Source organism: Streptomyces sp. NPDC058751, from assembly GCF_042746485.1.
Lineage (GTDB): Bacteria > Actinomycetota > Actinomycetes > Streptomycetales > Streptomycetaceae > Streptomyces.
Genome location: NZ_JBHYPZ010000012.1, coordinates 63,115 through 77,076 on the forward strand (window position 1 = coordinate 63,115; position 13,962 = coordinate 77,076).

A 13,962-nucleotide genomic window follows, 5' to 3' on the forward strand; every position below is an offset into this window, starting at 1 on the left:
CACGCACCGGCAGGTCGCCGCCCGAACCGCCGGGTGCACCGGGCCCAGGTGTGATCGGATGGGAGGACCGGACCCCGGCAACGGGACCCCACCCGAAAGGAATCACCGTGGCAACCACGCGCACCGCACACACCGTGTGGGAAGGCAACCTGCTCGAGGGCAACGGCGTCGTCACCTTCGACTCCTCCGGCATCGGCCAGCAGCCGGTGACGTGGGCGTCGCGGGCCCAGGACGCGAACGGCAGGACCAGTCCCGAGGAACTGATCGCGGCCGCCCACTCCAGCTGCTTCTCCATGGCGCTGTCGCACGGCCTCGCGGGTGCCGGGACGCCGCCCACCAAGCTCGTCACCAGCGCCGACGTCACCTTCCAGCCCGGCGAGGGCATCACCGGCATCCACCTCACGGTCGAGGCCGCGGTGCCGGGCCTCGACGAGGAGGGGTTCGTCGCGGCAGCCGAGGACGCCAAGAAGAACTGCCCGGTCAGCCAGGCCCTGACCGGCACGACGATCACCCTGTCGGCGAAGCTCGCCTGACGCACGTACGACGGTGCCGCGTCCTCCCCGTGGGGGCGCGGCACCGTCGTGTCCGCCCCCGTACGGCCGTCCGCGCCATTGACAAGCGAGAACACAGGTTTTGTGCTTGAGGGCGGGCAGAGCCGTGGCGGAAGGGGACGGACATGGCACGTGCGGTCGGGATCGATCTCGGTACGACGAACTCGGTGGTGGCCGTCCTGGAGGGCGGTGAGGCGACGGTCGTCGCCAACGCCGAGGGAGCACGCACCACGCCCTCGGTGGTGGCCTTCGCCAAGAACGGCGAGGTGCTGGTCGGCGAGGTCGCCAAACGGCAGGCCGTGACGAACGTGGAGCGCACCGCGCGGTCCGCGAAACGCTACATGGGCGACGTGAACTGGCGGTTCCCCGAGAAGGGCAGCGTCGACGGGACCCGCTACCGCGCCCAGGAACTGTCCGCGCGGGTGCTGCAGAAGCTGAAGCGCGACGCCGAGGCCTATCTCGGCCAGGACGTCACGGACGCCGTGATCACCGTGCCCGCCTACTTCGACGACGCGCAGCGCCAGGCCACCAAGGAGGCGGGCGAGATCGCGGGCCTGAAGGTGTTGCGGATCGTCAACGAGCCGACCGCCGCGGCCCTCGCGTACGGGCTCGACCGCGGGGAGGAGCAGACCGTCCTCGTCTTCGACCTGGGCGGCGGCACCTTCGACGTCTCGCTCCTGGAGATCGGCGACGGGGTCATCGAGGTCAAGGCGACCAACGGTGACACCCGGCTGGGGGGCGACGACTGGGACCAGCGGGTCGTCGAGCACCTCGCCCAGCGCTTCAAGGCCGCGCACGGCATCGACCTCGGGCGCGACAAGATGGCACTGCAACGGCTGCGCGAGGGCGCCGAGAAGGCCAAGATCGAGCTGTCCTCGTCCACCGAGACCACCGTCAACCTGCCCTACATCACCGCCACCGCCCAAGGCCCCCTGCACCTCGACGAGAAACTGACGCGCGCCCAGTTCCAGGAGCTGACGGCCGACCTGCTCGACCGCTGCAGGACGCCCTTCCACCAGGCCGTCAAGGACGCCGGTGTGAAACTGTCCGCCGTCGACCACGTCATCCTGGTCGGCGGATCCACCCGGATGCCCGCCGTCACCGACCTGGTGAAGGAACTCACGGGCAAGGACCCGCACAAGGGCGTCAACCCGGACGAGGTCGTGGCGCTCGGCGCCGGACTCCAGGCCGGTGTGATCCGTGGCGACGTGAAGGACGTCCTGCTCCTCGACGTCACCCCGCTGTCCCTCGGCATCGAGACCAAGGGCGGCATCATGACCACGCTCATCGAACGCAACACCACGATCCCCACGCGGCGTTCGGAGATCTTCACGACGGCCGCCGACAACCAGCCCTCGGTCGGCATCCAGGTCTACCAGGGCGAACGCGAGATCGCCGCGTACAACAAGAAGCTCGGGGTCTTCGACCTCACCGGTCTGCCGCCCGCGCCGCGCGGTGTCCCGCAGATCGAGGTCGCCTTCGACATCGACGCCGACGGGATCACCCATGTCTCGGCGAAGGACCTGGCCACCGGACGCGAGCAGAAGATGACCGTGACCGGCGGCTCCGCGCTGCCCAAGGACGACATCGACCGCATGGTGCGCGAGGCCGAGCGGTACGCCGAGGAGGACCGGCGCAACCGGGAGGCCGCGGAGACCCGCAACCAGGGCGAGCAACTCGTCTACCAGACGGAGAAGTTCGTCCGCGACAACGACGAACGCATCCCCGCCGGGACGAAGGACGCCGTCGCCTCGGCGGCCGACGGGCTGAAGCGGCTCCTGGAGGACTCCTCCACCGACACCGCCGCCCTGCGCGCAGCCATCGAGGAACTGGCCGGGGTCAGCCAGCAGATGGGCCAGGCCATGTACGCCCAGGCCCGGCAGCAGTCCGCCCCGCAGGACCAGGCGCCCACCGAGCAGGCCCCGGGCGAGGACGAGACCGTGGTGGACGCCGAGATCGTGGACGAGGACCGCGAAGGGGACGGAGGAGGCACCCGGGACAGGTCCCCGGGGACCGCTCAGTAGCGTTCGCGGAACTCCCGGAGGATCTCCTTGGTGCGCTCGGCCGAGGCCGAGTGGGCCGACATGTGGTCCAGCACCTCCAGGTGCGTGGCCACCTCCTCGCGCGCGTCGAGATAGAGGGCGCCGGTCACGTACTCGCTGTAGACGATGTCCGGCAGCTCTCGCTCGGCGAAGCGGAACAGGGCGAAGGACGTGTACGTCCCCGGATGCGGGCCGGCGGCGAACTCCGCGACCTGGAGCGTGACGTGGTCGAGCTCGACCCATTCCAGGAGCCGGTCCATCTGGTCGCGCATGACCTCGCCCCGGATGCTCACCGGACGCAGCAACGCCGTCTCGTCCATGACGACCCACAGGTGGGGAGGGTTCTCACGGGTGAGCAGGGCCTGCCGCTTCATGCGCAGCGCCACGTGCCGGTCGATGGCCTCGGTGCCCGTCTGCCCGACCGTCCCGGCCTCCAGGACGGCCCGCGCGTACTCCTCGGTCTGCAACAGCCCCGGCACGAAGTGCGGTTCGTAGCTGCGGATCAGCCGGGCCGCGCCCTCCAGGCTGACGTGCATGCTGAACCAGTCCGGCAGCACGTCGTGGTACCGCTGCCACCAGCCCGGCTCGTTGGCCTCCTCGGCCAGCGCCACGAAGGTCCCGGCCTCGTCGTCACCGACCCCGTACGTGGTCAGCAGGACCTGGACGTAGGGGATCTTGAGGGCGACCTCGGCCGTCTCCATCCGCCGTACGGTCGCCGGCGCGACCCGCAGGACACGCGCCGCCTCCTCCCGCTTCAGGCCCGCGGCCTCGCGCAGTTCCTGCAGCCGTCGCCCCAGGACCACCTGCCCCACCGTGGGTGCCGGCCGCCGCTCACTCACGCCCACGCCTTCCCACGCGCCGAAGTATGCGTGCAGTGTGCCATGCCCGTGCCGAACCGTTCTCTCTTGGCCTCAACACGACGGCGTTCAGCGCGATATGACGCATCGTGAGCCCCGTCGCGCTCTCCCCGCGCACCGTCCCCTGCCGTCCCGTCCGCACGGTGACGGAACATCACGAAAGCAGTGTGTGAAGGTACTTGCCCGTCGCCGGGTCCGCCGGGAGGAACGTCTCGACGGCGAGCTCGGAGACCGTCACGTCCATCGGGGTGTTGAACGTCGAGATGGACGAGATGAACGACAGAACCCGGCCCTCGTGTTCGATCCGCATCGGGAGCGCGAAGAGGGGCGTGGGGCCGGGCGGCTCGTCGTCGTCCGCCCCGGCGTCCCGGTCCGGGACCGGGAACGCCGCGACCTCCTCGTACAGCGCGCGCAGCGGCGCCGACCGGCGCAGCGCGATCTGCCGGTCCATCTGGGCGAGCAGATGGTCCCGCCACGTGCGCAGATTGCGGATGCGCGGCGCCAGACCCTCCGGGTGCAGGGTCAGCCGTATCGCGTTCAGCGGCGGCACGAGGAGCCGGTCCGTGACGCCGTCCAGCAGCAGGGCGATGCCGCGGTTCGCGGCCAGAACGTCGTACGTCGCGTTCACCACCAGCGCCGGATACGGCTCGTAGCCCTGGATCAGCCGCTCCACGCCCTCGCGCAGCGCGTCCATCGAGGGGTCGTCGAGCGGGGTCTCCGTGTAGCGCGGGGCGTAACCCGCCGCCAGCAGCAGCTCGTTGCGCTCGCGGACCGGCACGTCGAGGTGTCCGGCGAGCCGCAGCACCATCTCCTCGCTGGGGCGGGAGCGGCCCGTCTCGATGAAACTGATGTGCCGGGCCGATGAGCCGGCCCGCAGGGCCAGTTCGAGCTGGCTCACCCGCCGTTGCTCCCGCCAGCCGCGCAACAGCGGTCCGACGCCGGCGTCGGCTGGGGCGGTCGGGACGGCGGCGGGACCGGACGGCACGATGCTCATGTGAGGACCGTAACCGAGGAGCGCCCCGGGAACCCCGGAGCACGGGGGGGCGTCCCGCCGAGGCGCGGTCTTCGTACCGGCCGGGGCCGCCGTCCCCGGCTCACCGAGGACGCAGGGAACCCGGCCGACCCCGTACCGGCACCGTCGGCGCCCCGGACGGCCGACGTCGGTCAGGTGCCGCGGACGGCCGGTGCCGGTGGGGCGCCGCGTTCCGCGCGCCCTGCCGAGAGGTGGCGGCTGTGGCACGCTGGGCGAAGGGCCTGCTCCGGCCGCCCTTCGCCGCCGGTCCGACCCCGCCCCAGCCCCCGCTCGGGACACCGCCCCGCACGCCCCACCCGCCGTACGAAGGGATCACGTCCATGGCCGTCGAACCGCTGGAGCCCAGGGAGATCGCGGAACGGCTGGCGGAACTGCCCGGCTGGTCGCTGGAAGGCGACCGGCTCGCCCGCACCTACCGGCTCGGCACCCACTTCGCGGCGACCGCGATGGTCGTGCACATCGCCCAGGTGCAGGAGGAGCTCGGCCACCACTCCGACCTCACCCTCGGCTACAACACGGTCGCCCTCACCGTGAACACCCACAGCGTCGGCGGCGCCGTCACCGTGCTTGACTTCGGCCTCGCCCGCCGGGTGGAGGAACTCGCCCCGGGGCACGGGGCGAGCTGACCCGCCCGCCGGGGCGCGTCGGGCGGCCCTCCTCCGGGTGAAGTCCGTGGTCCGGTCGGCCGGGCAGGTGTTCTCCCCCGCCCGCCCGCGGAGGACGCCCGTTCCCGGCGGGCCGTCGCTCACGCGCGGTCTCCCGTGGTCCCCTCGGGCAGCGAGTCGGCCAGATAGGCGTCGAGGTCGGGCACCTCGGGGGCGAGCAGGTGCCGTACCCAGGCGTCCCGCTCGTGCAGGACCGGCGGCAGCTCCCAGACGCAGCCGATCCACGGGCGGTCCGTGACGACGAAGTGCGCCGGGTCCCGGTCGGGGCAGCCCAGCACCGGCTGGCCCGCGGCGGCGCCCCGGAAGTGCAGGACGTTGTCCCAGACCCAGCTGTACGCGTTGAGATAGGCGCCGTCGTCACCTCCCCGGTGCAGGACGACGAACGTGGCGGGCGGGGTGCCGTCCGGCTCGGGAAGCAGCCGCGGCAGGATCGCGTAGGCCGCCCTCGCGACCTCCGGTTCGATACCGGCGGGGTCCGCGGTCACGTGGTACCGCTTGATCCGCCGTCCCGCGAGCTCGACGGGCGGCGGCACGGTCAGGAACTTCTCCTTGAAGCCCGCCCGGGCCGGGGGAGGCGTGGAGGTGGCTGAAGTCATGGCAGGACGCTAGGCCGACTTCACTGACACCATGTGTCAGTGAAGTCCAGTCGTCTCGTCTCGATCCTGCTGCTGCTCCAGACCCGCGGCAGACTGACCGCCGCCCAGCTCGCCGAGGAACTGGAGGTGTCGGTCCGGACGGTGTACCGGGACGTGGAGGCGCTGGGCGCGGCGGGCGTCCCGCTGTACGGCGACGCGGGGCACGCGGGCGGCTACCGGCTGCTCGACGGCTACCGCACCCGTCTCACCGGCCTCACCACCGAGGAGGCCGAGGCCCTCTTCCTCGCCGGGGTCCCGGGTCCCGCCGCCGAACTCGGACTCGGCGCGGTGCTCGCCGCCGCTCAGCTCAAGGTGCGCGCCGCCCTCCCGCGTGAACTGCGCGAGCACGCGGACCGGGTGAGCGGCCGCTTCCACCTGGACGCGCCGGGCTGGTACGCGGACGCCGACGAGACCCCGTACCTCACCGCGGTCGCCGACGCCGTCTGGAACGGCCGGGCCCTCGACGTCCGTTACCGCCGCTGGCGCGAGCCCACCGACGTGGAGCGCCGCCTCGAACCGTACGGACTCGTCCTCAAGGCGGGGCGCTGGTACGTCGTCGCGGGCCCGGGGCCGCGCACCTACCGCGTGGACCAGATCCTCGAACTCAGCTCGCCCGGCACCGGGTTCACCCGCCCCGAGGGTTTCGATCTGGCGGAGTACTGGACCGCGTACCAACGGGACTTCCACGAGCGGCTGCACCGGACGGAGGCGGTCGTGCGGATCGCGCCCGGAGCCGTCCTGAGCGGACTCGCCGGCCGGGCGGTGACGGCCGACGGACCTACGGACGAGCGGGGTTGGACCCGGGCCACCGTCCCCGTGGAGTCCCTGGACCGGGCCCACGACGACTTCCTGCGCCTCGGAACGGCCGTCGAGGTCCTGGAACCGCCCGAACTGCGGGCCCGCATCGCCGAGACGGTCACGGAACTGGCCCGCAGATACGCGTAGCGGGCCTCACCCGGAGCGCTGTCCGACCCGCAGGACACCGAGGCAGCGGCGGGCCGCCCGGTCGCCCATCCGGGTCCGGACGTGCTCGGCGACCGCGTCGAGCAGCGGCTCACGGACGGCGGGGTCGAGCCGCCTGTACGGCGACTGCGAGCGGAGGAGGTCGGCGAAGCCGTTCCCGTCGAACCACTGGACGGCCGGGTACCAGCGCACGGTCGTCGGGCCGAACAACCCTCCGGGATCCTCGACGAGGCCCCAGCCCTCGGTAGTGGCGCGCACGTCCTCCTCCAGCGGCGGACGACCCCAGTCGGGGTTCCCGGGGGCGAACCGCTCGTGGAGGGCGGCGGTCTCGGCGTAGACCTCCGCCTCTCCCGGCCTGCGGACGACGACGTGGCCGAGCAGCGCCGCCCAGCCTCCGGGACGCAGGACGCCGTGCGCTCGCGGCCAGCCGATCGCCGGGTCGACCCAGTGCCACGACGCCGCGGCCACGAGGACGTCGAAGCGCCTCCCGCGGTCGTCCCACTCCTCGAACGTCGACGTCTCGATCCCGACGTCGGCGCCGAGGGCCGCGAGGCGCCGACGGGCGAGCGCCGCCATGCCGGGTCCCGGCTCCACGGCGGTCACCGAGCAGCCGAGCGCCGCCAGCGAGCGCGTGGCCTGACCGGTGCCGCAGCCCACCTCCAGCACCGACGACCCCTCGCCCAGGCCGGTGATGGCGGAGAGGTCCGCGAACAGCTCGTCGGGGTACCCCGGCCGGACCCGGTCGTAGAGCTCCGGAACCTCGTCGAACACCAGGCCGAGGCCGGTCCGGTCCGTGCGCGCCTTCCGTCCATCGGTCACGAACGCACAAACTAGTGCCGCGGCAGGCAACGTCTGCCCCGTCACGACGCCCGGCACGCACTCTCGCTGTACCGGCCGAAAGCCCAAGTACATCCAGTACGAGGACTTCCGGCCGGCACACCGAGAGCACGCACCGGACGCCGCTCCTTGACGGGCAGACGTTGCCTGCCGCGGCACTAGGCGCCCCGGCCGGGAGCCGCCACCGGTCCGCCAGGGACTCGCACGATCGATTTTCGGCCGACCTCTGTTGCTGTGGCCGGTTCCTGATGCATGGTGTGCAGGTGACCTTCCCGGCCCCCGGGCCAGGACCGTCACACCTTCGGACCCCGCCCGAGCTGCGCTCTTCCCGGGGCCCGCCGCCCCTCCCGGCTCCCCACGGGAGGCCCTGCGGCTGCCCGCGACCAGCCGCCCCGACCTCCACACCGGACCGGCGGCTCCGGGGAGCGGGGGTGTGGTCCCCGTCGGTGATCATCTCGGATGTCCCGGCCCCTCGGGGCACGCGCCCGGCAGGTAGCCGGCGGGCGCGTGCCCCGAGGGGGGTGGGGCGAGGGGATCAGCTCGTCGTGCAGGTCTGGTCCCCCAGCTTGAACGCCGTCGGTTTCGTGTTCGACCCCGTCCAGCTTCCCGTGAAGCCGAAGCCGGCCGTCGAGCCCGGGGCCACGTTCGCGTTCCAGCCGACGTTCCTGGCCGTCACCGCCGCGCCCGACTGGGTGTGGTCGGCGTTCCAGAGCTGGGTGATCTTCTGGCCGTCGGCGAAGGACCAGCCCAGGTTCCAGCCGGTCCAGGCCGAGGAGCCGGTGTTGGTGAGGGACACGTCGGCCTGGAAGCCGCCCGGCCACTGGTTCGTGATCCTGTACGTCACCGAGCAGGCCCCGGTCGGCGGTGGCGTCGGGTCCGTACCACCGCCGCCCCCGGTGTCCGAGGTGTCGCCGTAGACGATCCCGCGCCCGTTCGTCGCGACGTACACGCGCCCGTAGACCCGCGGGTCCCCGGTGACGGCCGCGCCGGTCCAGCCCCACTGGTGGGCGTCGTCGTTGATACGGGTCCAGCTCGCGCCCTTGTCCGTCGAGCGGAAGATCCCGCGGACGCCGCCGATCTTCGCGCTGGTGTAGAGCGTCTGGTACGAGGATCCGGTCGCCGCCTTGCCGAAGCCGATCGTGTCGGCCTGGTCGACGCCCGACAGCTTGGTGAAGGTCGCGCCGGAGTCGGCCGAGTGCCACAGCCCGTACGCGCCGTCGCTCGCGCCGCCCGCGAGCCACACGTCGCCCTTCGTGCCGGGCAGCGCCTTGAAGCGCACGCTGTCCCCGGTCGGCAGGTTGCCGGCCGCGGACGCCGTGAAGGTCGCCCCGCCGTCCGAACTGACGTAGAACTTGCCCGACTTGAAGCCGTAGAAGGTCTTGGGGTCGACCCGGTCCGACTCGACGACCGCGCCGGCGGGGATGCCGGCGGACGCCGACCACGACGTACCGAAACCCGAGGTGTACTGCACGCCGGTGCCCGCCGGGCTCCACACGAAGCGGCTGCCGTCCGAGGCCGTGGCGACCGTGCCGCCGCCGGTGACGCCCGAAGGGTCGCTGCCCGCGAACCAGTTGGCGCCGTTGTCCGTCGAGAAGCCGATGTGCGGACCGGAGTCGAGGTCGCCGACCCGGACCACCGTGTTCGGGCTGGACTCGGCGTAGTCGAGGCTGGTCGTGCTGGTGAGGTTCGGCGAGGTGTACATCATCGACGGGACCTTGGTCAGATCCGTGTGCCGGAAACCGCCGATGTCACCGAGCGCGCTGAGCAGCGGAGCGCCCGACGGGGGAGAAGCGAGGTCGTTGACCGCCGTCTCCTCCAGACCCTGGACCATGGGCTTGACGGTGAACTGGCCGCCCGCGTCCCAGTCGGTGAGGTTCTCGGTGCCGTAGACCGTCGCGCCCGTCCCGTACATCATCCGGGCCGAGTCGAACGGGTCGATCTCCAGCGCCTCGGTCATCCAGCCGAGTTTGGGGGTCTGTTCGGGCGGCGAGGGGTTCGCGCCGAAGGTCAGCCAGGGCACGGACGAGACGTCCATCGTGTAGCGGTTGGAGCGGTTCGGGTACGACGTGTAGTCCCACGCCTTCGTCCAGGTCCCGCCGCTGTCGGTGGACCGGAAGATCTGGGTGTCCGGCCACCAGGAGCTGTACGCCGTCGCCATCACGGTCCCCGGGTGCTGCCGGTCGACGGTCAGTCCGCCGAAGCCGTAGTAGGTGTCGGCCTCCGCCACCGGGCTGATGTCCGTCCACGTCCCGGTCTTCGTCGCGTACCGCCACAGCCGACCCTTGCCGCCGTCGTACGGGCCGCCCTTGTCGCTGTAGGCGAGGTAGAGGTAGCCGTTCACGGCGTCGAGGACGCCCTTGTGGGCGAGGTAGCCGGTCGGCTGTCCCGCGAGCCTGGACCAGGTCGCGCCGCCGTCCGTCGAGCGGTAGACCGCGTTGTCCTTGTCGGCGACCCCCACGTAGACCGTCTGGGTGGCGCTTCCCCGGGTGCCGGTCGACTCGTCGAAGGTGACCCAGACGACGCCCTGGTTGTCGGAGGCGTAGCCGCTGGTGTCGGTGGGGTCCTGGACGTAGTTGCCCGCGTTCGGGAACGCCGTGACCTGCGACCAGCTCGCGCCGGAGTCCGTGGAGCGCCACAGGCCCTTGCCGCTGGGCGCGCCGAGGTAGAGCACGCTGTTCTTGTTGGGGTCGACGGCCAGCCGCTCGCCCATGCCCCGTCCGGGCATGTTGCCGCCCAGCTTGAACGGCAGGTCGGCCTTCTGCCAGCTCGCCCCGCGGTCGGCGGAGCGCAGGACGGCCCCGTTCGTCGGGTCCCAGCCGTTGGTGTACGTGCCGACGGCCGCGTACACCCTGTCCGGGTCGACGGAGTCGGAGGCGAGGCTGACGACGCCGGTGTGGCCCCACTCGTTCCAGCCGACCGAGTCCAGCAGCGGGGTCCAGCTCTTCGTCGCCTGGACCCAGCGGTAGGCGCCGCCGATGTCGGTGCGGGCGTAGGCGAGGTTCTTCTCGGAGCGGTTGAAGACGATGCCGGGGACGAAGCCGCCGCCGTCGACGCGCGCGTTCTTCCAGGTGTACGTGTCCGCCGCGAGCGTCGTGGTGGGGGTGCTCGCGGCCAGCGCGGGCGGGGTGCCGGCCAACAGCCCGGCGGCGAGGGCGAGTACGGCCGTGAGGATGCGTGTTCTTCGCACGGGGGGAGTCCTCTCCGGTGCACGGGACGAGGGGGGAAGGGGGCAAGTGATGGCCGGGCGGCCCTCAGCACGGTGAGGGACCGCCCGGCCGGTGGCCCTGCCGTCAGGGACAGGACCGCGTACCCGGAGCCACGGCGGGGACTATTCGAGAAGCTCCGCGTACGAGCCCATGGCGAGGGCGATGTCCGCCTGCGCCCAGAACCGGTGGTACGTGAAGACGGGCGCGGCGCCGCCCGCCAGATAGCTCTGGATCTTCGACCAGGCAGGGTCGTCCTTGTAGAAGGACCGCAGCGAGGCGAAGGTGGAGGAGGAGTTGACCGCGTCGCCGTTCGGCATCGTGCCGGTGAAGGTGCTCGGCACGTACACGCCGTCGTCGAAGCGGTTGTAGTCGGCGCGGGTCTCCGGGACGGCTATGCCGAGGGCGTCCTGGTAGTTGCCCCACATGCCGTCCAGGAGCGCCTTGGCCGTCGTCTTCGCCTGGGTGTTTCCGGACTTCGCGGCGTAGTACGACAGGGTCTTGGCGTACGCGGCGGCCACGCCCACGTCGTTCGTGTAGTCGGCGACGGTGACGTGGAGTCCGCTGTTGGAACCGGGACTCGACGCGTTCCAGGTGTCGGGGGCGCCGGACCACTGGAGGGTGGAGGGGATCTGGTAGGTGCCGTCCGGGTTGATCGTGGTCTTGGACAGCGCCCACGCGACCCACTTGTCGAGGACCGCCTTGGCGCTCGCGTTCCCCGTCTGCTGGTAGTACTCGGCGACCCGCTCCATGGACCACGCCTGGAAGCCGAACCACTGGTTGGACGGCGGGTCGTGGTACACCGGCTGCTGGTCGTAGTACATGCCGTAGAAGGTCGGCGTCCCCGTGGGAGGCGTCGCGTAACGGCCCGCCCAGCTGTTGGTCGCGCCGCCCGCGATGGCGCCCTCGCTCGACTGGAGCCAGCGGTAGAACTCCAGCTGGCGGGTCAGCGAGGTGGCCCAGTCCGAGGCGCCCGTCGCCGACTTGGGCTTCAGGTCGGCGTTGGTGCTGAGCGCGTAGGCGGCCAGCGGGTTCTGGTAGCCGCCGTGGGTGTGGCTGGAGCCGATGCGCCAGGCCCAGCCCGCCGAGGTGTCGGTCGCGCCGCCCCAGGCGTAGTACCAGGAGAGCAGGTAGTGCGAGGCGTCCTTGCCGGTACCCGCGGCGCAGGCCGCCGGACCGACGCAGTTGCCTATTTTCTTGAAGTACTTGTCGTACATGGAGTAGCGGAGGTAGTCGCCCATCTTCGCGGCCTTGCCGACCGTCGCGGACACGTCGGCGCCCTTGCCCTGGGCCTTGGCCCACAGGTCGGCCCAGTACGCGGCCTGCACCGCACGCGCGTCGGCGTCCGGGGCGTTCGTGTACTTCCACTGTTTGGCGTACGAGGAGTCCCCGGTGAAGAGGTCCAGGTAGCCGTTCTTGCCGCCGTACTTGAAGGCGTCGCAGGTCGGCTGCGGCACCGTCTCCCACACCGACTCCTGCGCCCCGCGCTGGAAGGTGTTGATGTACGAGGGACCCGTGGCGGTCGGACCGGCCTCGCACTTGCCGGGCTCGTTGCCGTAGCCGTAGGTGTTGTCCACGTCCTGGAGCCAGTGCATGCCGTACACGTCGTCCGTGCCGTAGGCGCTCTTCAGCTCGGAGGCGATCGGGTCGGAACCGACGGAGACCGCGGTGTCGAGCTTGGCCGGGTACTCGTTCGGGGTGTCCAGCTCGGGCGCGTAGGTGGCCGGTTTGGACGCGGTGTAGAAGGAGTTCGTCGGCTGGTCGGCGTGCGTGGGGATCATGTACGTCTCCATGGTCGTCCACGCGGCGTTGAACTTCGACCAGTCGCCGGTGACCTTCCCGTACATCGCCTGGAGCCAGATCAGATAGCTGTACGCCTCGGACGTCGTCTCGTGTCCCTGGTCGGGCGCCTCGACGATCAGCGTCTCCACCGAGTGGTAGGGGATGCCCTCGGGGGAGAAGTAGCCGTTCGCCGGGTTGGTGATCTTGCCGTAGAGGTCCAGGAAGCGCGCGTCGTACGTCTTCGTCGCGGCCAGTTCCGTCACGGTGACGGTCGCCTTGGCCTGACCGGTCGCCGAGGCCGTGAAGGTCGCGGACCCGGTGCCCGAGGCGTCGGCGGTGATGGTCACCGTCTGGGCGGTGTTCCAGTTGGACGGGGTGAACGTCAGACTCGAACCGCCGGTCACCGACAGCCCGGTGTTGCCGTCCGTACGGGCCACCGCCACCGTCACGTTGGCGCTCGGCTGGGTCGAGAGCTTGACCGTGAACGTCCCCGACTTGCCCTGCTGGACGCCGAGCTGGGTCGGCGATGCGACGATCGCCGGCCCCGAGGCGACCGTGATGCCGACGGGGGTGGAGGCCGCCGACGCGCCCAGGCTGTCGTACGCCTTCGCGACGACGGAGTGGGCGCCGACGGCGAGCCCCGACGCCGCCAGCGTGTACGGCGAGCTGGTGTCGGTGCCGAGCAGGGTCGTGTCGTCGTAGAACTCGACCTTGGAGATGGTCGCGCCGTCGGCCGCCGCCGCGGTCGCGGCCATCGGGACGGCGTCGCCCTGGGTGTAGACGGCGCCCGCCGCCGGGCTGGTCAGCACGGTGATCGGCGGCTGGTGCGCGCCGGTGCAGGTGGTGCCGTTGACGGCGTAGGAGGCGGGGGCGGTGTTGGTGCCGCTGTAGGTGAACTGCGCGCCGGTGGTCACGGCGGTCCCGGCGCCGATCGTCCCGTTCCACGAGGCGTTCTTGACGGTGACCGCCTTGCCGGACTGGGACCAGGTGCCGTTCCAGCCGTTGGTGAGCGTCTGGTTGCCCGTGTAGGCGTAACTCAGGGTCCAGCCGTTGATGGCGTCGGTGCCCCGGTTGGTGATCGTCAGATCCGCGGTGAAGCCGGAGCCCCAGTCGTTGGTCTTGTAGTCGACGCTGCACTGGAGGGCGGCCGCGTGTGCGGGAGTCGTACCGGTGGCCAGTGTCGCGAGCGGAAGGGCCAGAGCCGCCACTACGGCGGTCCACAGGCGCCGTGATCTGCGACGACGTCTCCATCGAGGGCTGGGATCCATGGTGCTGGTTCCTCCTTGCGGCTCGGAGAATGGGGGGAGGAGCAACAAGCCTTGAACCAGTGGGAGCGCTCCCATATTGGAGAGGGGGGTGTGAGCGGTCAAGGTGCTTGAAGAGTCGAAATGATT

General features: G+C 71.4%; 10 protein-coding genes. 4 read left to right on the top strand and 6 right to left on the bottom strand.

Annotated elements, in window-relative coordinates:
• Positions 1-107 precede the first annotated feature (107 nt).
• Entirely contained in the window at positions 108-533 is a 426-nt protein-coding gene (locus tag ACFW6B_RS13965; RefSeq protein ID WP_386595455.1) for an OsmC family protein, read from the top strand.
• Positions 534-676: 143 nt separating this feature from the next.
• On the top strand, positions 677-2,575 hold the full coding sequence (dnaK, locus tag ACFW6B_RS13970; RefSeq protein WP_386595457.1) for a molecular chaperone DnaK: 1,899 nt from the start codon (positions 677-679) through the stop codon (positions 2,573-2,575).
• Here the strand turns inward: dnaK and ACFW6B_RS13975 are convergent.
• Both ACFW6B_RS13975 and ACFW6B_RS13980 read right to left on the bottom strand, forming a co-directional pair.
• Complete coding sequence (locus tag ACFW6B_RS13975) at positions 2,569-3,432, bottom strand: helix-turn-helix domain-containing protein (protein ID WP_386595459.1); 864 nt, start codon at positions 3,430-3,432, stop codon at positions 2,569-2,571. The two genes, dnaK and ACFW6B_RS13975, sit on opposite strands and share 7 nt — an antisense overlap.
• A 172-nt stretch (positions 3,433-3,604) precedes the next feature.
• Complete coding sequence (locus ACFW6B_RS13980) at positions 3,605-4,444, bottom strand: helix-turn-helix domain-containing protein (RefSeq protein WP_386595461.1); 840 nt, start codon at positions 4,442-4,444, stop codon at positions 3,605-3,607.
• A 359-nt stretch (positions 4,445-4,803) separates the two neighbouring features.
• Here ACFW6B_RS13980 and ACFW6B_RS13985 point away from each other — a divergent pair, with 359 nt between their 5' ends.
• A complete protein-coding gene (locus ACFW6B_RS13985; protein WP_386595669.1) occupies positions 4,804-5,109 on the top strand; it encodes a 4a-hydroxytetrahydrobiopterin dehydratase in 306 nt (101 codons plus the stop codon).
• 119 nt (positions 5,110-5,228) lie between these two features.
• On the opposite strand, the gene ACFW6B_RS13990 is transcribed toward ACFW6B_RS13985, so the two are convergent.
• Positions 5,229-5,744 carry a hypothetical protein gene (locus tag ACFW6B_RS13990; protein ID WP_386595463.1) on the bottom strand — a complete coding sequence of 172 codons (516 nt, stop codon included), beginning with the start codon at positions 5,742-5,744 and terminating at the stop codon, positions 5,229-5,231.
• Between the two features lie 39 nt (positions 5,745-5,783).
• On the opposite strand from ACFW6B_RS13990, the gene ACFW6B_RS13995 reads away from it, so the two are divergent.
• Positions 5,784-6,728 (top strand): helix-turn-helix transcriptional regulator, encoded by a 945-nt coding sequence (locus ACFW6B_RS13995; protein WP_386595465.1) that lies wholly within the window; start codon positions 5,784-5,786, stop codon positions 6,726-6,728.
• Positions 6,729-6,734: 6 nt separating this feature from the next.
• On the opposite strand, the gene ACFW6B_RS14000 is transcribed toward ACFW6B_RS13995, so the two are convergent.
• The 3 genes from ACFW6B_RS14000 to ACFW6B_RS14010 form a co-directional block, all read right to left on the bottom strand.
• A complete protein-coding gene (locus tag ACFW6B_RS14000; protein ID WP_386595467.1) occupies positions 6,735-7,565 on the bottom strand; it encodes a class I SAM-dependent methyltransferase in 831 nt (276 codons plus the stop codon).
• A 553-nt stretch (positions 7,566-8,118) separates the two neighbouring features.
• A complete protein-coding gene (locus ACFW6B_RS14005) occupies positions 8,119-10,770 on the bottom strand; it encodes a cellulose binding domain-containing protein (RefSeq protein ID WP_386595469.1) in 2,652 nt (883 codons plus the stop codon).
• 141 nt (positions 10,771-10,911) lie between these two features.
• A complete protein-coding gene (locus ACFW6B_RS14010) occupies positions 10,912-13,836 on the bottom strand; it encodes a glycoside hydrolase family 48 protein (RefSeq protein ID WP_386595471.1) in 2,925 nt (974 codons plus the stop codon).
• Positions 13,837-13,962 lie beyond the last annotated feature (126 nt).